Genomic DNA, 17,629 nt, shown 5'->3' with positions numbered 1-17,629 from the left:
CGCTACCCGCCGGCGGCGCCGCCCGCCCGTGCCGCCATCCGACGAATCGCCGCCGCTCGCTCCCGGTCCGGCGCGTCCGGGAACCCGTCGAGGATCGCCGCGGCCTCCTGCCAGTGCCGCACCGCGTCCTCGGCCGCGCCGGTGGCCTGCACGGCGCGCGCCAGGTTGTCCAGCGCGTGGGCGAGCCACCACGGCTCGTCGACGTCCCGGTGGATCGCGATCGCCCGCGAGTGGAACGCCGTGGCGTCCTCGGGCCGGCCGAGCCGCTGGTACGCCTCCCCCGTGTGGTCCAGCGCGCGGGCCTCCCGGCCCCGGTTCCCCAGCGCGCGTTGCAGGATCGCGGCCTGCTGCAACAGCTCCAGCGCCTCTTCGGGGTGCCCGGCGGCGATCCGCGTGCGGCCCAGTTCCACGAGCGACAGCGCGGCGATGACGCGGTCGCCGGAGCCGGTGGCGATCCGCAGGGCGCGGCGCGCGGCGTCCTCCGCGTCGGCGAGCCAGCCCAGTCCGCGCAGGACTCCGCTGAGGTCCACCAGCGCGTCGATCTCCATCGCCTCGTTCCCGAGCCGGCGCACCTCGGCCACGGCGAGCTCCAGGTGGCGGCGCGCCTCGTCGGGCTTGCCCAGCTCGGCGCAGGCGATGCCGAGCAGGTGCGCGGCGAACGCGCCGGAACGGGCCTCGGACAGCTCCTCGGCGAGCGCGCGGGACGCGGTGAAGAGCGACTCGGCGGTGGACAGCTCGCGCAACCGGAGGCGGACCATGCCGGCGCCGTTGAGCGCGTCGATCTCGGCGACCCGGTCGCCCAGCTCCCGCAGGATCGGCAGCGCCTCGTCGTAGCGGGCGAGGGCGAGCCGGAGCTCCTGGTGCTGGGTGTACGCGCGGCCCAGGCTGGTGAGCATCGCCGCCTCGGCCGCCCGGTCGCCGACGCGCCGTGCCGCCTCCAGCCCCACCCGCACGGTGGTGAACCAGTCGTCGAACGGGTGCCGGTACTCGAACAGCCCCCGCAGGACCTCGGGCAGCTGCCACGCGATGTCGTGGAAACCGGCGTTGGCGGCGGTGAGCACGGCCGCCACCAGGTTGGCGCGCTCGGACTCGTACCAGTCGACGGCCGCCTCGTGGCCCGCGAAGTCGGGCGGCGGGTGCACGCCCTCGGGCGGCTCCGCCAACGCGAACCTCGTGGTGGCGTACATGCTCGCGGCCATCGCGGCGTTCGCGCTGTGCAGGTACCACGCGAGCACGCGGCGCAGCGCCGCCCGTTGCCCCTCCGGGGGTTCCTCCAGCTGCACCTGGTCGGACGCGTAGGCCCGCAGGAGGTCGTGGAACTGGTAGCGGTCGCGACCGCTCTGTTCGAGCATGTGCACTCCCACGAGCACGTCGAGCAGGTGCCGGGCCCGGCCCGGCGGCACGCCGGCGAGCGCCGCCGCCGACGCGGAACCGAAGTCGGGGCCGGGGTGCAGCCCCAGCAGGCGGAAGAAGCGGGCGACGTCGACCGACAGCGCCCGGTACGACCACGTGAACACCGCCCGCACCGCGCCGGCCTCCTCGTCGTCGTCGGACGACAGGAGGCTCCACAGCACCGACTCGTCACGCAGGTCCCTGATCAGGTCGCCGAGCGGCGTGCGCGGGCGGCTCGACGCGCGCTCGCCCGCGATGCGCAGGGCGATCGGCAGCCGGGCGCACAGGTTGGCCAGCTCGGCGACGTCGTCCGGGTCGACCTCGCTGCGGTAGCCGTTGATCGTGGCCCGCAGGAGGGTGATGGCCTCGGCCTCCGTCAGCACGTCCAGCACGAGCCGGCGGGCGCCTTCCCGCGCGACCAGGCCGGAGAGGCTGTTGCGGCTCGTGACGACGGTGAGGCACGTCTCCGTGCCCGGCAGCAGCGGCCGGACCTGGCTGGTGCCGAACGCGTTGTCCAGCACGACGAGCACCCGCCGTTCGGCGAGCAGCGAGCGGTAGAGGGCGGCGCGCGCGTCCAGGTCGCGCGGGATGGCGCCCGGTGGCACGTCGAGCGCGCGGAGGAACCGTTCCAGGGCCTGGTCGGGGGTCACCGGGACGTCCGGGTCGTAGCCGCGCAGGTTCACGTACAGCTGGCCGTCGGGGAACTTGTCCTTCACCCGGTGCGCCCACCGGATCGCCAAGGACGTCTTGCCCACCCCGGCCGTGCCGACGAGAACGCACGCGGGGCCGCCGCCCACCATCGCCATGTCCATCCAGTCGAGCGCGGCCGACCGGTTCACGAACACCCGCACGTCGGCGGGGAGCTGCTTGGGGACCGGTCCGCCCGCCGACCGCCCCCGGTGGAAGTGCACGCCGCCGCTGACGTCCCGCGCTTGGACGACGTTGCTCGCGCCACCGGACAGGCGCGAGCGCGTGTCGCCGTCCACGTCCGCCCGGCGCTCGTCCCCGGCCCGGCGCTCGTCCCCGGCGCGGTCGTCCTGCGGCTCGTCCTGCCGGCCGTCGTGCGGTTCGTCGGCCCGCTCGTGGCTCGCCACGGGGTCAGACCGCCGGCTGGGGCGAGTCGATCCGCATCAGGCCGTTGACCAGCGCGACGACCCACCCGTTGACCAGTCGGGCCACCACCGTGCCGGGCGTGTAGTCGTGCGCGCACTCGACCGCCGTGACGCGGTCGGTGTTCACCCGCCGCTCGTCGGCCAATTGGACCAGCACGCCGACCGCGCCGAATTTCGCGTGCAGGGCCACCGCGTCACCGACGCGCGCCCGGTCCGCCACCAGTAAACGTTGTTCCGGGGTGTGCTCCGGCCAATAGGAACCGGACCCCTGGGGCCGTTTCTCCGAAAAGTACTTCTCCACGTCATCGAGCAACCGGTCGAGCAGCCTCGGTGCGGCGGCGAAGAGCCTGAGGAAGAGTTCGTCGAAACCGTCGCGTTCGGACAGCTCCACCGGTTCCTGTAAGAGGACGTCGCCCGCGTCGAATTCGGGCGACATCTCGTGCAGCGTTATTCCGCACGCGTCACGGCGGTCGTCCACGAGATAGGGCAGCGGATTCGGCCCGCGGCCCGCGGGCAGCAACGACGGGTGGACGTTCACCGCCCACCTCGCCGCGAGTCTTTGCACGGGTATCCGGTACAGGTAGGCGGCCGACACCAGGAGGTCGACGCCGAGGCTGTTGAACGTCGCCACGACCGCCTCCGTCGGGCGTCCCTGCACCACCGGCACCCGGGCGCGGTGCGCGAGTCCCAGCACGTTGCCGGTCGGGTGTCCCGGCGGACTGGTCAGGCACAGCACCACGTCCACGTCGGCGCGCCGGAGCAACGCCGCCAAGCAGGAGGAAAAGAAATCGTGGCCGGCATAGGCGATCCGGAGCTTTGCCATGGAAACCCCTATAGCATTCGCAATTCCGCGGAGGTCGAAGCGCAGCATTCAACGTTAGCAGAACTGCCATAGGGATGCCCTATGATGGCTCTCGACCAGTGGGGCGACGCGCACTGACGCGGGACGCGCAGTGACGACCCGGAACCCGTGGGGTGAACCCAATAGGACCAAGCCTGACTCGGCCGACCACCCCCTTGCGCCCGGGCGTGGTCACACAGCGCACACCTGATGCCGCGATCGACCCAACGCCACCGCAATTGTGCGGCCCCGCCGAACCCCTTGGACAGATTGCCGCCGGCTGACCGACTTCGGTAAAGTCGAGAACTCGGAGGAAATTCGCGCACGGGCTGGAATTCGGGGGTTCCGATGAAGCTTGAGATCCTCTACAAAGATCCCGCCAGCGGTAGCGGCTGCCCGACGGTCTACCTCGCCGAGAGCGGCGAATTCGTGGTGCAGGGGCCGGAGGTCGACGCCGCGACGAAGGACGAGCTGGTGTCCGTCGTCCCGGGCGAGACGGCGGTGCGCCTGGCTCCGGAGGTGCTGTTGAGCGCCGCGCTGCGCTACGTCGACCGCGGCCGGGACCAGCGCGCTTCCTGAGCCCCGGTCAGAGCAGGATGCCGTCGAACGCGCCCGCCGGCGCCTTCATCAGGTGGTAGTAGAGCAACGCGCCCGTCTCGCGGCGGATGTAGAACAGCTGCGTCGCGCGCGTCTGCACGTTCGGACCGCTGCGCGTCGGCGACGTCCACGCGGACAGGCCCTCGTCCTCCGCCATCGTCCTGGCCCGCAGCGAGTGCCACGGGTCGCTGACGATCACAGCGGTGGTCAGGGACTTCTCGCGGGCGGCGGCGGCGAGCGCGCGGATGCTGCCGAGCGTGTCGGTGCCCTCGCCGACTTCGAGGATGCGGTCGGACGGCACGTCGTGCGCCTCCAGCCAGATCCGGCCGGCCTCGCCCTCGGTGAAGTTGTCACCCGGCTGACGTCCGCCGGTGGTGGCGATGTAGTTGACGACGCCCTGCTCGTACAGCCGGCGCGCGTGCTCCAGCCGTGCCTCCAGCACCTCGGACGGCACGCCGTTGTACTGGGCCGCGCCGAGCACGACGGCCATGTCGGCGTGCGTGCGGTCGTCCTCGCGGGCGACCTGCCACACCCGGAACGCGGTGCCGCCGACGACGAGGAGTCCGATCACGAGCCCGCCCAGGACGGCGCGGGTCACCAGCCTGCGGAGTCTCGGCAGGAACGTCACGCCGGGGATGATTCCACACCCAGGCCACCGCGCGGGCTGCCAGGATCGCGGTCATGGCAGCAGACCAGCCGACGATCGTCGCGACCTCCGGTGGTTTCCGCGCGGGCCACCGCACCAACCTGGAGTTCCACCGCCTCGTCCACCACGCCGTCGACCTGTCCGGCGTGCACGGCCGCAAGCCGAGGCTGTGCCACGTCGGCACGGCGAACGGCGACCAGCGGTGGTTCAACGCGGACGTGTCCGAGGCGGGCGCGCTCGCCGGGTGGGAGGTGTCGCACCTGAACCTGTTCACCATGCCGCCGACGACCGACCTCGCCGGCTGGGTCGGCGAGCACGACGTGGTGTGGGTGGGCGGCGGGTCGGTGGTGAACCTGCTCGCCGTGTGGCAGGCGCACGACCTGGGTTCCGCGCTGCGGAAGGCGTGGCAGGACGGCGTGGTCCTCGGCGGGGTGTCCGCGGGTTCGATCTGCTGGTTCACGGGTGGCTCGACGGACTCGTTCGGCCCGGAACTGCGGGTCGTCACCAACGGCCTGGGTTTCCTGCCGTACGGCAACGGCGTGCACTACGACTCCGAGGAGGCGCGTCGGCCGACGATCCACGCGGCGGTCGCGTCGGGCGAACTGCCGGTGACCCACTGCACCGACGACGGCGCCGGCCTCGTCTACTTCGGCACGGAACTGGTGGAGGCGGTGTCCGAGCGGGCACGCGGCGGCGCGTACGTCGTGCGGCGGGACGAGTCTTCGGGCGCCGTGCAGGAGGACCCGCTCGACGTCAGGCGGCTGTGACACGACCGCGTCGGCCCGCGGAGCTCTGTCCCGGACACGCCACCCGCCGTCAAGGCACCCGACTTGGATACCTCGGCGGCGGTGGCGCGGGCGGCGGTGGCGCCTTCAGGTTCGGGAGGTCAACGCCTGCGTCCGCCCTCCGGCAACCCGCCGCGGTAGGCCCGCACCGACTCGGACCCGTGCATGTCTCGATCGGGCCGCTCCAGCACTTCGGACTCCAGGTCGCGGAGCACCCTTCGCTGCTCCTCGGTCAGCGCCGCGCGTTCATCCGGCGTCAGGTCCGCCCAAGTGAGTCTGCCGTCGCGGAACTTCGACCGGAGTTCCCGGAACGAAGGCGTCGAAGAAGAGCGTGTCATGGCCGAATGGTTCCTCCTCCCGCCGACAGCGGACAAGAGGCGAAGGACCCCCGCCGCCGTTCTCCGGCACACGCGGTGACCTCGGTCAGTGGTTGCCGCGCAAGTCACGCGCCGCGCGGATGGCCGGTGCCACTACATCGTCGAGGTACGGCGTCGAGAAGGATCTACCCCAGTTCAGCGACGAATGTGGGCCCATCTGGTGCGGATGACCGAACGACGCCAGGTAGACAGGCACACCGGCCAGGTGGACGTGTTCGAGGTTCGGCACGAGAGTCCGGGCACGTGTTACGAGCGGATCGATCCCGACCCGAGAGGGACGGCTTTGCAGGATGCACAACGTCGGTTCCAGGATCCGCACCGTCGCGGCGAGGTGGGGCAGGCAGTTCGCGGTCATCACCGCGGTTCCCCGTGACGCAGTGGTACCGGTGGCCACCGCCGAACACAGCCGGACGTTGACCAGCGCGTAGGCGTCCATGACGTGCACCGGCTGCGGGGTGTTGGCCAGGTCGAGCAGCTCGCCATGCCGGTCGGGGCCCGGCGTGCGGCCGAAAGCCAGTCTCAGCGCGCTCGCGGTGCCCTTCATGTGCGGCTTCCGGCTCCGCGGGTCACCTGCGATCACCGGCTGCTGCTCCAACCTCCGTTCCGCCAAAGTGACGAGCTCACGATCCCTGCCGGTCTCCATGCCCAGCAGGAGCACGCGCCACGGCAGGCCGTCCTCCACGACGTCGTAGTGGTGGCCGACGTGCGACAGCTGGCCGCGCCAGAACGACGTGCCCTGACGCCGCAACGCCGACGCGCGACATGCTGCCTCACGGGTGCAGCAGAAGCCGCTCTCGCCCAACACCTGGGCGCTCATGTACCGGTCCAACTCGGAGATGCGTAACCGGGTCCGCTCGGGATCACTGCGCAAACTCACCCACGGCACGATAGGACAGGTCACGGGCCGCGGGTGCGGAAGGGGACGGGGATGGCGAAGTTGTTGGCGGCGTTGGACGACTACGCCGACGTCGAGTGGAACGTGTTCGGCCTCATCGACGACGACCGGGTGGAGCCGGGCGAACCCGGGTGGGCCGCCCTGGGGTCGCCGGAGACGATGTTGACCGGCAGGAACGGCGCGATCTTCCGCAGCGGCGGGGCGATGCACCGGGCCGGCGTGCGGCTGGAGTCGTGGGACGGCCCGCCGGAACCGGCGGGGGGTTCGTGGGACGCGGTGTGGGAGGACGAGATTCCCCTGACGTCGGGCGTGCTGCGGCTGGCCGCCGTGACGGCGGGGGTGTCGGAGCGGACGCTGGGGCTGGGCGCTCCCGGCGTGTACCGGCTGCGCGTGTGCTGCCGGGGTCGGCAGGCCGCGCTCGAAGCGGGGTCCATGCCGTACACGGATGACGTGGTGGAGCACTGGGTGATGCAGTTCTGGCCTCGGTGAAGGGCGGGACGGGCGAGTGTGGCCGCCCGTCCCGCCCTCGGTCACGGTGTCGCGTCCCCCTCGGTCACGGTGTCGCGTCGACGTGGAACGCGTCGCTGTCGAGGATGCGGTCGTAGGAGTACCAGGCGCCCAGCCACCTGCCGGCGGCCTCGTTGTCCGGCCCGGGGATGCGGGCCACCGAGAACCGCCCGTCACCCCTCGCCGCACCTTGGTGAGTGGCGTTGAAAGGGTATTCGTCGCACTGGTACCGGCCGTTCTCGGCGTATCCGGCGCCCCATTCCGCGATGCACGCCTTCACCGCCTCGGCACGGTTCTGGTTGGTGTTGTTGAAGTACCACCTGGTGAGCGACTCGCCGTCCACGGCGCCCGGAATCGTCTTGCCCGCGATCCGCGGAATGGTGAGGTGGGGCGACTGCATCGCGAGCCGGTAGTGGGCCGCGGATTCCGTCATCGCGGCGAATTCCGGCCTGCTCACCGGGAAGTGGATGACTGCCTTGACCCGGCTGAAGATCGCGCCGTTGTTCCCGTTGAGGTTCAGGTAGTTGACGGTGTCGTACCGGACCGTCTGCGGCGGGCTGTCCTTGGTCTGCGGCTTGGAGCCGTCCAGTCCCACCACCCTGGCCGTGGCGCGTGACCAGAAGTCCATATAGCCGAGCCGGTTCGGGTTCTCCGGCGTCAGCGCGGGCGCCGTCGACGTGAAGCGCGTGGCGTAGGCCGGCACGCGCTCCCACTCCGCCAGCGACTTCTCCACCTCCGTCTGGTACGCCGGGTCGGGCGTGCACTCGTCGCCGTTGAGCAGCGCCGTGCACTCCAGGTCCAGCTTGAGGAACGTCGCCTGCTTGAGCTCCGGGGTGTTCGACACGATCTGGTCCACGAACGTGACGAACCGGACGGCCCGGTCGCGCTCGGAACCGAAACCCAGGATCGTGACGCGGAAGGTCGACGTCACGGGGAAGCAGATGCCCCGGACGCACACCTGGTCGACCTTCTCCCCCTTCATGATGCGGCAGAACGCGTAGTGGTTCTTGATCCAGCCGTCGGCCGAACCCGCGATGTCGGAGCGCTCGTGGCACTCATAGGGCGCGGTGATGTAGTCGTACTCGAACGGCGGCGGTGACCAGGCCTGCGCGGTGACCTGCGGCGGGCCGTAGTCCGACCGGTAGGTGGCCGTGGCGTCGCGGTCCCGCTGCCGCAGCTGCTCCAGCGTGGGCCGCGGGCCGCCGCGGGCGCCCGTGTCGACCGTCGCCCCGACCTCGTCCGCGGGGAAGAACCGCAATTCGGACGACACCACCGTGCCCTCGGCCAACAGGTCCGGCGGAATGGCGTCGGGGTCCGCCGACGCGGGCAGCACACCGCCCGCCACCATTACCCATGTCATCAGACCGGCGATCAGAACGCGCATCCCGCGCGTCGATCGCGTGAAATGTTCTGTCATTGCTCGCCCTCGTTGTTGTGGTAACAACGGCCCGAGAGGCAGCGAACAGAAAATCCCCCGGCACAACGCGCCACACTACACAGGACCCCCCGCCCCGAATGTGTGCCTCCCCAGCACGCCTCGAAGCTACCAGCGCCCCGACAAGGCTTACAACACCCTTATCGCATTCCAACCGAATTCGAATTGATCATCACGCCCGAACGAATGCGGGAAATTGATCAAATGTCCGTGATCCCGGAACAGGACGCCGTGCCCTCGCACACGGCGACGACCTCCGCGGAAGAGGGCATCGCGCACGGGCACGACGTCCTGCCGGACCACACCGCCAGTTCGCCCGCCCGTGCCCGCGATGCGGTCGGGTGGCGCGCGGCCGAACCGGCGGGGCGTTCCCCGGTCGATCAGTCGAACACCGGGTGGAGCAGTTCCACGCTGCCCCGTTGTGCGGCCCACTGGTCGATCGCCTGGCCGCACGCCTGGTCGAGGTGGCGGACGTCCGTCAGGTCCACGCGGACGTGGCTGCTGTCCGGCACGGCCTCCAGGGTCTCCATCAGACCGGGCAGTTTCAGGAACGTCGCGTTGCCCCGCACGGCCACGTGGTGGTGGTCCTCGCCGTGCGCGGTCACCGTGACGGTCAGGCGGGACATGTCCCAGGCGGTCTTGACCACCGCCGCCAGCAGGCCCACGAGGGTGCCGGTCAGCAGGTCCGTCAGCACGATCAGGCCCGCGGTGAGGACCAGGACGGCGGCTTCGGCGCGGTCCTCGCGGGCCAGGGCGAGGACTTGCCGGGGCGCCAGCAACTTCCAGCCCGCCTGCACGAGCAGCGCGGCCAGGACCGCCAGCGGGACGTAGGACAGCACGCCCGGCAGCAGCACGACGAACACCAGCAGCCACAGGCCGTGCAGCACGCGGGACAGCCGGGTCCGGGCGCCGGCGTCCACATTGGACGCGCTGCGCACGATCACGGCGGTCATCGGCAGCGCGCCCAACGCGCCGCACATCGCGTTGCCGAGGCCCTGCGCGACCAGCTCCCGGTTGTACCTCGTCCGCGGCCCGTCGTGCATGCGGTCCACGGCCGCCGCGCAGAACAGGGTCTCCGCCGACGCCACCAACGCGAACGTCAGCATCGCGCCCAGCAGGCCCGCGTCCAGCAGGGAGAAGTCGACCAGGGCCACGACGTCGGTCAGCGGTCCGACCGAGATGCGCGGCAGCGGGAGCAGCACGCCCACCGCCGAGGCGACCACGACGGCCACCAGCATCCCCGGCACGGCACGCCACGGCGCGCGCTTCCACAGCCACGCCACCACCAGCGTGAGCACGCCGACGGCCACGCCGCTCAGGCCGACCGGGGTCGTCAGCGCGGTCCGGGCCAGGTCGGCCAGCCCGGCGAACTTCCCGCTCGTGGTGGCGGGCTGGTCCTGCCCGGCGAACGGGTAGAGCTGGCCCAGCACGAGCACCAGGCCGATGCCCGCGAGCATGCCCTGCACCACGGCGGGCGAGATGGCGCGGAACCAGCGGCCGAGGCGCAGCAGGCCCATCGCCACCTGGAGCAGGCCCGCGCCGAGCACGATGAGGCCGAGCGCGCGCAGGCCGTGCTCGGCGACGGTGTCGGCCACCAGCACGGTCAGGCCCGCCGCCGGTCCGCTGACCTGCATGGTGCTGCCGGGCAGCAGGCCGACCACGAGGCCGCCCACCACGCCGGTGATGATGCCCAGTTCGGCGGGCACACCGGAGGCGACGGCGATGCCCACGCACAGCGGGAGCGCCACCAGGAACACCACCAGCGACGCGCCGACGTCGGGCCAGAAGGTCTGCCGCCCCGGCGGGGCGGGACGTTCGGTGCTCGTGCTCACCGGACCACTCCGAACGCCCGGCCTGCCGTCACGGTCACGATGCGTGAGTCCGGACAGGTGGCGAACCAGGTGGTCGGCGATGGGCGGACGGCCGAGCGGCGTCCTGTTTCGGTCGTTCGGCGTACTGAATTCGTGCGCGCGCGAGGGATCAGTTGACGGTATTCCACGGATTACCCCACTCGTCGGTGGTCGGACGATGCGATCGCTGGCGGTGGGGTACCGATCAGTTCCGGAACACCTGCAACGCGGCCGGTGTCGACCAGGAGAGGAGGTGGTCCTCCGGCAATGTCCCAACAAGTGGGAAAATTTGGCACATGCGTTGTCGAATTGGACGTCGTTGCGTGCCGATGACCGGCCGCGACGCGCGTCCCTGCTGGTGGGAGGCGGTGGAGCGGGTCGTCCACGATCGCGGTTCCGAGTTGCCGCGGCACTCGCGAGTGGGTTCCTCTTCACCGGCAACAGCCGTGTGGGACACGGGAACGACCCGCATCGGCTGGGCATGACCGGGTGAAGTCGGGGTGAGCACGGCGAGGAGCGCCAATGCGATTGCGACGACAACAACACGCGTCATGACACCCCCCGATGAGCTGCGCCTCGCGTCAAGTGTCACAAATCGGGGTGACGTGACGGTTAATGTGGAACGCTCTCCGAGCAGTCCGGGTAGAGGTTCACTCGATCGTTCGTGACGCAGATCATCAAGAGGGCGTTTTGGTAACGGACCGTAGCGGTCAGGTGAGGGCGGCCACGACGAACGAGACCGCGGCGGCGAGCGAGAGGAACGCCCGGAGGTGGTTGGCCGGCACCCACTCGCGGAGGTAGCGCGCCCAGTACTCGGGCGTGCCGAGGCGTTCGAGCTCGTTGTTGCGCGGGATGTGGAAGGCGCCCGTGAGCACGATCCCGCCCAGCCCGTACAGCGCCGCGCCCGCCCACGCCCACGGGTCGCCCTCGAACGCGGCGACCACGCCCACGACCGCCGTGCCGACGAAGAGGCCGATGAACGCCGGGTTCACCACCGCGAGGTTGATCGCCCGCATCGCGGCGATGCCGACCGCCGGTTCGGCCCGCCGCAGACCGGGCATGACCATCGCGGAGAACGCGAAGAAGACGCCTGCCATCGTGCCGCAGCCGAGGGCCGCGATGATCGTCACCGTGGGGAACATGCGACCAGTCAAGTCGACCGCTCCTGGACTTCCCATCGCTTGAACGCTCGAACGCATACGAGAACGTCTCTAGGCTGGCCCCGTGGACGCTCTCGCCGGGCTGCTGGACGGGCCGCGCGCCCGTGGCGCCTTCCTCATGCGGACCGTCGTCGACCCGCCGTGGTCCGTGCGCGTCGAGGACCGCGCGCCGTTGTCCGTGGTGGCGTTCGTGCGGGGTGACGGCTGGCTCGTCCCCGACGGCGGTGAGCCCGTGCGGCTGCGTGCCGGCGACGTGGCCGTGCTGCGCGGGCCGGACGCGTACACGTTGGCCGACGACCCGGCGACGCCCGTCCGCGCCGTCGTCCACCCCGGCGAGATCACCACCACGCCCGAGGGGGCCGAGCTGTGCGAGCAGTGGGGGCTGGGCGTGCGCACGTGGGGCGTCGACCCGGACGGGTCCGTGGTGCTGCTCAGCGGGACGTACCAGTTGGACGGCGAGGTGAGCACGCGGCTGCTGGCCGCCCTCCCGTCGTGGCTCGTGGTGCCCGGCTCGGACCTGCCGATCGTGCCGCTGCTGGCGGCCGAGGTCACCCGGGACGACCCCGGCCAGGAGGCCGTCCTCGACCGGATGCTCGACCTGCTGCTGATCTCCGTGCTGCGGGCGTGGTTCTGCCGCCCGGAAGCCGACCCGCCCGCGTGGTACTCGGCGCACGCCGACCCGGTCGTCGGCAAGGCGTTGAGGTTGCTGCACGCCGACCCGGCGCGATCGTGGACGGTCGGTTCGCTGGCGGCGGCGGCAGGGGTGTCGCGGGCGGCGTTGGCGAGGCGGTTCACCGAACTCGTCGGCGAGCCGCCCATGTCCTACCTGACCGGCTGGCGCCTCGCGCTGGCCGCCGACCTGCTGCGCGAGCCGTCCGCCACGGTGGCGGCGGTGGCCCACCAGGTCGGCTACAGCACCGCTTTCGCGTTGAGCACGGCGTTCAAGCGGGAACGCGGGATCAGCCCGTCCGAACACCGCGCGGCGGGCTGACACGACGCGGTGGGCTGCCACCGCGCGGCGGGCTGACACGGCACCCACAGGCTGACACGGCACCCACAGGCTGACACGACATCCACGGGCTGACGCGACACGACGGGCAGGCGGCCCCTCGCGCCTTCACCCGTGGACGCCACCCAGGGCCGTTCCGGCCTGGGGGCGAGCCGGACTGGAGCCGTCCCGGTTTGGGGGGCGACCCGCACTGGGGGGCGACCCGGCCTGCGGCCGTGCTTCGCGGAGGTCCCCGCCAGGGGGTCCCCTGGCATCAAGTCAACCACCGACCACCGACGGATTCACCGCCCAACCGCCCGCCTGTGGACAACTCCGCGAACCCCACAGCCTCACGGCCAGGTCCGCGCCGACCCGTCGAACACCTCGCGGTCGCTGTGCACCGGAACGACGCAGAGCAGGTGGCCGCCCGGCGCGCGCAGCGTGTGGCACTCCAGCCAGCGCGACACCGGCGTCGCCCCGAGGGCCGTCAGGCGCGCGACCTCGGCCGACACGTCATCGGTCTCGATGTCGACGTGGTAGCGCGGCGCGCCGTCGATCGCCTGCACGTCGACGATCAGCCCCGGGATGGCGCCGTCCAGCGCGGTGAACTGCTCCTCGCCCGCCACCGGACGTGCCGTCGCGCCCAGTGCGGCGGACCAGAAGTCGGCCGCCGCACCGGCGTCCGCGGCGGGCGTGTCGATGAAGATCCCCAACACGCGGCTGCGGTGCACGCGTCAGGCGCCGATCAGCCGCGCGGCGAGGTAGCCCTCCAGCTGGTCCATCGACACGCGCTCCTGCGACATGGTGTCGCGCTCCCGCACCGTCACGGCCTGGTCGGTGAGGGTGTCGAAGTCGACCGTCACGCAGAACGGCGTGCCGATCTCGTCCTGCCTGCGGTAGCGGCGGCCGATGGCGCCCGCGTCGTCGAACTCGATGTTCCAGTGCTTGCGCAGGGCGTTGGCCAGGTCCTTCGCCTTGGGCGACAGGTCGGCGTTGCGCGACAGCGGCAGCACCGCGGCCTTCACCGGCGCGAGCCTGCGGTCCAGGCGGAGCACGACGCGCTTGTCGACGCCGCCCTTGGCGTTCGGCGCCTCGTCCTCGGTGTAGGCCTCGAGGAGGAACGCCATCATCGGCCGGCCGACGCCCGCGGCGGGCTCGATCACGAACGGCCGGTAGCGCGAGTTCGTGGCCTGGTCGAAGTACGACAGGTCGACGCCCGAGTGGTTCGAGTGCGTGTTCAGGTCGAAGTCGGTGCGGTTCGCGATGCCTTCCAGCTCGCCCCACTCCTGGCCGCCGAACTGGAAGCGGTACTCGATGTCGACGGTGCGCTTCGAGTAGTGCGAGAGCTTTTCCTGCGGGTGCTCGTAGTGCCGCAGGTTCTCCTTCGAGATGCCCAGCTCGTTGTACCAGCGGGTGCGCTCGTCGATCCAGTACTGGTGCCATTCCTCGTCGGTGCCGGGCTCGACGAAGAACTCCATCTCCATCTGCTCGAACTCACGCGTGCGGAAGATGAAGTTGCCGGGCGTGATCTCGTTGCGGAAGCTCTTGCCGATCTGGCCGATGCCGAACGGCGGCTTGCGACGCGACGTCGTCTGCACGTTCAGGAAGTTCGTGAAGATGCCCTGCGCGGTCTCCGGGCGCAGGTAGTGCAGGCCCTCGTCCGTCTCGACCGGGCCGAGGTGGGTCTTCAGCAGGCCGTTGAACATCTTCGGCTCGGTGTACTGGCCGCGGGTGCCGCAGTTCGGGCACGGCACGTCGGAGACGTCGCCCTCGGCGACCTCCTTGCCGGTGCGCTCGGCGTACTCCTCGACCAGCGTGTCCTGCCGGAACCGCTTGTGGCACGAGTTGCACTCGATCAGCGGGTCGACGAACGCGTCGACGTGACCGGACGCCACCCACACCTCGCGGGGCAGGATCACCGACGAGTCGAGGCCGACGACGTCCTCACGCCCCCGCACCATGAAGTTCCACCACTGGCGCTTGATGTTGTCCTTCAGCTCGACACCGAGCGGACCGTAGTCCCAGGCCGACCTGGTGCCGCCGTAGATCTCGCCGCACGGGTACACGAACCCGCGACGCTTGCACAGGCTGACGACGGTCTCGATGCGATCGGCTGCCACGGACACTCCATCGGGAGATGCAGAAGGGGACGGGAAACGGGCTTGCCAGGGTAGTCCTTGCCGTCCGGCCGCCATCGGGCGACCGGCCCAGACCTGTGCTTACGCCCCCTCGGGCGGCCTACGAGTCGCGCGTGATGTGCGACTCCGCCGACCCGATCCGCCCACGCCGCCCGACCCCACCCAGCCCGACCCCACCCAGCCCGACGACGGCGATCGCGCGCTCTTGCGCCAGGCGGCGAGCTGTACGACGGTCTCAATCGGGCCGGCCGCGCGGTCATGGGTCATCGCGTCGGCCGACAGAGGGTCGTGGACCGACTTGACGGGGTCACATCGCCGGCTGGCAGGAGGCGTCTGGCGGGCAGGGCCGGGGGCGTGCCGCTGGCCGGGCGGGGTCGCATCGCCAGTCGGCAGGGGGCTCACCTGACCGGCTGGCCGGGGTCGCCTGTCGAGCCTCGGGTGGGTGTGCCGTCGCCGGGCCGACGATCGTGCTTGCGCAGGGGTCCCCGCCCAGGGGATCCCTGTTTTTGATCCTGCCAGAGGTGACCGACGAATCCCCGCCGATCCAGCCCGCCTGTGGACAACTCGGTGAACGCCAACGCCAACGGCAACGCGAACGGAAAGCGGAGGTCAGCGCGGCGTGGTGGGGCCGGCGGCCTCGCCCAACCGGACGGTGCCGGCGTCGTGCGCCAGCAAGCTCACCTCACGGCGCACGGTCCCGCCGTCGGCCACCAGCAGTGGTTCGTAGGCCGCCGGTTCGTCGGTGTTCGCCTCCGACAGGAGGGGGATGACGTGTTCCCGCACCTCGAACGGCGACATCGCCCGCCGGTACGCCACGACCGAGTCGAACTCGACGGTCAGCACGAACCGGTCCGCCTCGTCGGTCGAGCGGGACAGTTGGGCTCGACGGCAGCCCGCCTGGGCGGTGAGCAGGGCCAACGCCCGGTCGACGCGCCCGGTGAACGCCTCGACTTCGGTTTCCGCCACGGTGAAGCGGCACACGAGCAGCACGGTGCAAGGATGCCACGGTGGCTGGTGACTCGAAGCGGACCCTGATCCCCGGTGCCGGACCGCTCTCGCGGATTCCCGCGCCGGCGGTGTTCCTGCTGGTCCTGGTGTTGTTCGGACTGGGTGTGTGGCTCCAGGGGGCGGTGGGCGCGCTGCTGCTCGGCCTGCTGGCCCTCGGCGTGGCGGCGCTGCTCGCCGTGACGTGGCCCCTGCTGACGCCCAGCGCGCGCGTCCTGAGGGTGCTGGTGCTGGCCGTGCTGGTGCTCATCACGGTGTCGGTGCTCTAGCGCCGTAGTATCGGTGGTGAAAATCCATACCACGTGGGAGGCGCCGTGACGGCAGGAGTGCGGGGCGAGCACGTGCACTCCCCGGAGCGCCAAGTGCCGCCGCCGGCGCCGCGGAAGCCCGCTCGGACGCTGTCCGCGGCCGGTGAGCTGCTGCGCGCGCTGGCCGCGCCGGTGCGGATCGCGATCGTGCTGCAACTGCGCGAGGCCGACCGGTGCGTGCACGAGCTGGTGGAGGCGCTGGGCGTGGCCCAGCCGCTGATCAGCCAGCACCTGCGGGTGCTGAAGGCCGCGGGCGTGGTGCACGGCGAGCGGCACGGCCGCGAGGTCGTCTACCGGCTCGTGGACGAGCACCTGGCGCACATCGTGGTGGACGCGGTGACCCACGTGGACGAGGGCCCGCGTGGTATCAACCAGACCGACCGGACCACCCGGACGGAGGAGATGTGACGACTAGCGAGCGCCCGACCACCGCGGTCCCCGGCCTGCGGTCGACCAAGCAGCGCACCGCCGTGTCCAAGCTGCTCGACTCGCTCGGCGAATTCCGATCGGCCCAGGAGCTGCACGAGGAGCTGCGCAAGCGCGGTGAGGGCATCGGCCTGACCACGGTCTACCGCACGCTCCAGTCGCTGGCGGACGCCGGCGAGGTGGACGTCCTGCGCACCGACTCGGGCGAGGCGATCTACCGCCGCTGCTCGCAGCACCACCACCACCACCTGGTGTGCCGCGGCTGCGGCCGCACGGTGGAGGTGGAGGGCCCGGCCGTGGAGAAGTGGGCCGACCGGGTCGCCGCGGAGAACGGGTTCGTCGAGGTCAGCCACACCGTGGAGATCTTCGGCACGTGCCGGGAGTGCGCCGGGAAGGGTCAGCCCTCGTAGGTGTCCTCCGGCGCCGGGATCGGCACGACCTCGGAGACGGTGAACGTCGGCACGAACGCGGTCTCCTTGGTCGCCGAGCCGGGCACGACCCGGCCGGTGGCCTCGATCCACTGGTCGGTCGGCAGCGCGCCGAAGTCCTGGCCGACCATCTTGGCCTTGACCGGCGAGGCGTCCGCGGCGCAGCACGAGATGGTGAGCCGGGCGACGTACACGTCGGCGTCCTTGCGCACCACGAACCCGGTGAGCTTGACCGTGCGGTCGTCGAGGGAGCCGGAGTCGTCCCAGGCGGTGCGGGTGACGAACTCGGTGATGGTGAGCGGGATGACGTCGTCGGAGGGCAGCGGCGCGAACCCGCTCGACGCCTTGGCCTCCTGGGCGGCGTTGCGGTCGGACCGGTTGACGGTGTCCGCGCCCAGCGCCGGCGGGCTGATCAGGAACACCGCGAACACCGGGAGCAGCAGCATCCACGGGCTGCGGGACGTGCCGTGGTCGTGCCCGCTGTGGTCGACCGGAGCGTGCTCGGCCCCGTCGTGCCCCTCGTGCCCGTCGGGGGCGGTCTGCGCCTGACCGGCCCGGACGTCACGCACGATCGACACCACGGCCAGCACGACCATGACGCCGCCGGTGACGACCAGCCACGGCTGCAGCGACTCCTTGACGTACCGCAGGTAGGTGCCGGTCAGCGCGAGCTTCAGCAGCGCGCCGCCGAGCAGCACCAGCAGGATGTTCTGCGTCTCACGCCTCATGGCTTTCCCCG

At 71.3% G+C, this 17,629-nt stretch carries 19 protein-coding genes; 7 read left to right on the top strand and 12 right to left on the bottom strand.

Annotation, left to right across the window (positions count from 1 at the left end):
* Nucleotides 1-2: 2 nt before the first annotated feature.
* Both ACRAKH_RS07230 and ACRAKH_RS07225 read right to left on the bottom strand, forming a co-directional pair.
* Complete coding sequence (locus ACRAKH_RS07230) at nt 3-2,486, bottom strand: ATP-binding protein (protein ID WP_380723497.1); 2,484 nt, start codon at nt 2,484-2,486, stop codon at nt 3-5.
* Nucleotides 2,487-2,490: 4 nt separating this feature from the next.
* Nucleotides 2,491-3,327: a methionyl-tRNA formyltransferase gene (locus ACRAKH_RS07225; protein ID WP_380723496.1), complete on the bottom strand. Its 837-nt coding sequence runs from the start codon at nt 3,325-3,327 to the stop codon at nt 2,491-2,493.
* A gap of 366 nt (nt 3,328-3,693) precedes the next feature.
* Between ACRAKH_RS07225 and ACRAKH_RS07220 the strand changes: the two genes are divergently transcribed.
* Nucleotides 3,694-3,924, top strand: coding sequence for a hypothetical protein (locus ACRAKH_RS07220; RefSeq protein WP_380723495.1), 231 nt, complete (start codon nt 3,694-3,696; stop codon nt 3,922-3,924).
* A 7-nt stretch (nt 3,925-3,931) separates the two neighbouring features.
* Here ACRAKH_RS07220 and ACRAKH_RS07215 read toward each other — a convergent pair whose 3' ends face one another.
* Entirely contained in the window at nt 3,932-4,570 is a 639-nt protein-coding gene (locus ACRAKH_RS07215; protein ID WP_380723494.1) for a YdcF family protein, read from the bottom strand.
* A 53-nt stretch (nt 4,571-4,623) separates the two neighbouring features.
* Here ACRAKH_RS07215 and ACRAKH_RS07210 point away from each other — a divergent pair, with 53 nt between their 5' ends.
* The gene (locus ACRAKH_RS07210) at nt 4,624-5,355 is read left to right on the top strand and encodes a Type 1 glutamine amidotransferase-like domain-containing protein (protein ID WP_380723493.1); all 732 of its coding nucleotides are present in this window, start codon (nt 4,624-4,626) and stop codon (nt 5,353-5,355) included.
* A 119-nt stretch (nt 5,356-5,474) separates the two neighbouring features.
* Here the strand turns inward: ACRAKH_RS07210 and ACRAKH_RS07205 are convergent, their stop codons facing one another.
* Nucleotides 5,475-5,711, bottom strand: coding sequence for a hypothetical protein (locus tag ACRAKH_RS07205; protein ID WP_380723492.1), 237 nt, complete (start codon nt 5,709-5,711; stop codon nt 5,475-5,477).
* Between the two features lie 85 nt (nt 5,712-5,796).
* Nucleotides 5,797-6,627, bottom strand: a complete 831-nt coding sequence (locus tag ACRAKH_RS07200; RefSeq protein WP_447009696.1) for a hypothetical protein — start codon at nt 6,625-6,627, stop codon at nt 5,797-5,799.
* 51 nt (nt 6,628-6,678) lie between these two features.
* On the opposite strand from ACRAKH_RS07200, the gene ACRAKH_RS07195 reads away from it, so the two are divergent.
* Nucleotides 6,679-7,134, top strand: coding sequence for a hypothetical protein (locus tag ACRAKH_RS07195; RefSeq protein WP_380723490.1), 456 nt, complete (start codon nt 6,679-6,681; stop codon nt 7,132-7,134).
* A 64-nt stretch (nt 7,135-7,198) separates the two neighbouring features.
* Here the strand turns inward: ACRAKH_RS07195 and ACRAKH_RS07190 are convergent, their stop codons facing one another.
* The 3 genes from ACRAKH_RS07190 to ACRAKH_RS07180 form a co-directional block, all read right to left on the bottom strand.
* Nucleotides 7,199-8,512, bottom strand: a complete 1,314-nt coding sequence (locus tag ACRAKH_RS07190; protein ID WP_380723489.1) for a NucA/NucB deoxyribonuclease domain-containing protein — start codon at nt 8,510-8,512, stop codon at nt 7,199-7,201.
* Nucleotides 8,513-8,967: 455 nt separating this feature from the next.
* A complete protein-coding gene (locus ACRAKH_RS07185) occupies nt 8,968-10,419 on the bottom strand; it encodes a SulP family inorganic anion transporter (RefSeq protein WP_380723488.1) in 1,452 nt (483 codons plus the stop codon).
* Between the two features lie 728 nt (nt 10,420-11,147).
* Nucleotides 11,148-11,579: an anthrone oxygenase family protein gene (locus ACRAKH_RS07180; RefSeq protein ID WP_380723487.1), complete on the bottom strand. Its 432-nt coding sequence runs from the start codon at nt 11,577-11,579 to the stop codon at nt 11,148-11,150.
* Between the two features lie 82 nt (nt 11,580-11,661).
* Between ACRAKH_RS07180 and ACRAKH_RS07175 the strand changes: the two genes are divergently transcribed.
* Nucleotides 11,662-12,588, top strand: a complete 927-nt coding sequence (locus tag ACRAKH_RS07175) for an AraC family transcriptional regulator (protein WP_380723486.1) — start codon at nt 11,662-11,664, stop codon at nt 12,586-12,588.
* Nucleotides 12,589-12,935: 347 nt separating this feature from the next.
* On the opposite strand, the gene ACRAKH_RS07170 is transcribed toward ACRAKH_RS07175, so the two are convergent.
* The 3 genes from ACRAKH_RS07170 to ACRAKH_RS07160 form a co-directional block, all read right to left on the bottom strand.
* Complete coding sequence (locus ACRAKH_RS07170; RefSeq protein WP_380723485.1) at nt 12,936-13,301, bottom strand: VOC family protein; 366 nt, start codon at nt 13,299-13,301, stop codon at nt 12,936-12,938.
* Nucleotides 13,302-13,319: 18 nt separating this feature from the next.
* Nucleotides 13,320-14,705 (bottom strand): glycine--tRNA ligase, encoded by a 1,386-nt coding sequence (locus ACRAKH_RS07165; protein ID WP_380723484.1) that lies wholly within the window; start codon nt 14,703-14,705, stop codon nt 13,320-13,322.
* A 627-nt stretch (nt 14,706-15,332) separates the two neighbouring features.
* Complete coding sequence (locus ACRAKH_RS07160; RefSeq protein ID WP_380723483.1) at nt 15,333-15,713, bottom strand: antibiotic biosynthesis monooxygenase family protein; 381 nt, start codon at nt 15,711-15,713, stop codon at nt 15,333-15,335.
* A 17-nt stretch (nt 15,714-15,730) separates the two neighbouring features.
* Here ACRAKH_RS07160 and ACRAKH_RS07155 point away from each other — a divergent pair, with 17 nt between their 5' ends.
* From ACRAKH_RS07155 to ACRAKH_RS07145, 3 genes are read left to right on the top strand one after another with little or no spacing between them, the layout of a single operon-like run.
* Entirely contained in the window at nt 15,731-15,997 is a 267-nt protein-coding gene (locus ACRAKH_RS07155; RefSeq protein WP_380723482.1) for a hypothetical protein, read from the top strand.
* Between the two features lie 45 nt (nt 15,998-16,042).
* Nucleotides 16,043-16,444 (top strand): ArsR/SmtB family transcription factor, encoded by a 402-nt coding sequence (locus ACRAKH_RS07150; protein ID WP_380723481.1) that lies wholly within the window; start codon nt 16,043-16,045, stop codon nt 16,442-16,444.
* Nucleotides 16,441-16,872: a Fur family transcriptional regulator gene (locus ACRAKH_RS07145; RefSeq protein WP_380723480.1), complete on the top strand. Its 432-nt coding sequence runs from the start codon at nt 16,441-16,443 to the stop codon at nt 16,870-16,872. Before ACRAKH_RS07150 ends, ACRAKH_RS07145 begins: the two co-directional genes overlap by 4 nt.
* Here the strand turns inward: ACRAKH_RS07145 and ACRAKH_RS07140 are convergent.
* Nucleotides 16,860-17,618: a TIGR03943 family putative permease subunit gene (locus tag ACRAKH_RS07140; protein WP_380723479.1), complete on the bottom strand. Its 759-nt coding sequence runs from the start codon at nt 17,616-17,618 to the stop codon at nt 16,860-16,862. The two genes, ACRAKH_RS07145 and ACRAKH_RS07140, sit on opposite strands and share 13 nt — an antisense overlap.
* Nucleotides 17,619-17,629 lie beyond the last annotated feature (11 nt).

It is taken from the genome of Saccharothrix hoggarensis (assembly GCF_052936025.1).
The sequence above is the reverse complement of the archived record's forward strand: the minus strand, read 5'-3'. Positions and strand labels throughout refer to the sequence as shown.

Coding starts and splice junctions, on each gene's coding strand:
- ACRAKH_RS07220 (WP_380723495.1), top strand. CDS start 3,694: ATGAAGCTTGAGATCCTCTACAAAGATCCCGCCAGCGGTAGCGGCTGC.
- ACRAKH_RS07140 (WP_380723479.1), bottom strand. CDS start 17,618: ATGAGGCGTGAGACGCAGAACATCCTGCTGGTGCTGCTCGGCGGCGCG.
- ACRAKH_RS07195 (WP_380723490.1), top strand. CDS start 6,679: ATGGCGAAGTTGTTGGCGGCGTTGGACGACTACGCCGACGTCGAGTGG.
- ACRAKH_RS07210 (WP_380723493.1), top strand. CDS start 4,624: ATGGCAGCAGACCAGCCGACGATCGTCGCGACCTCCGGTGGTTTCCGC.
- ACRAKH_RS07180 (WP_380723487.1), bottom strand. CDS start 11,579: ATGTTCCCCACGGTGACGATCATCGCGGCCCTCGGCTGCGGCACGATG.
- ACRAKH_RS07205 (WP_380723492.1), bottom strand. CDS start 5,711: ATGACACGCTCTTCTTCGACGCCTTCGTTCCGGGAACTCCGGTCGAAG.
- ACRAKH_RS07190 (WP_380723489.1), bottom strand. CDS start 8,512: ATGACATGGGTAATGGTGGCGGGCGGTGTGCTGCCCGCGTCGGCGGAC.
- ACRAKH_RS07225 (WP_380723496.1), bottom strand. CDS start 3,327: ATGGCAAAGCTCCGGATCGCCTATGCCGGCCACGATTTCTTTTCCTCC.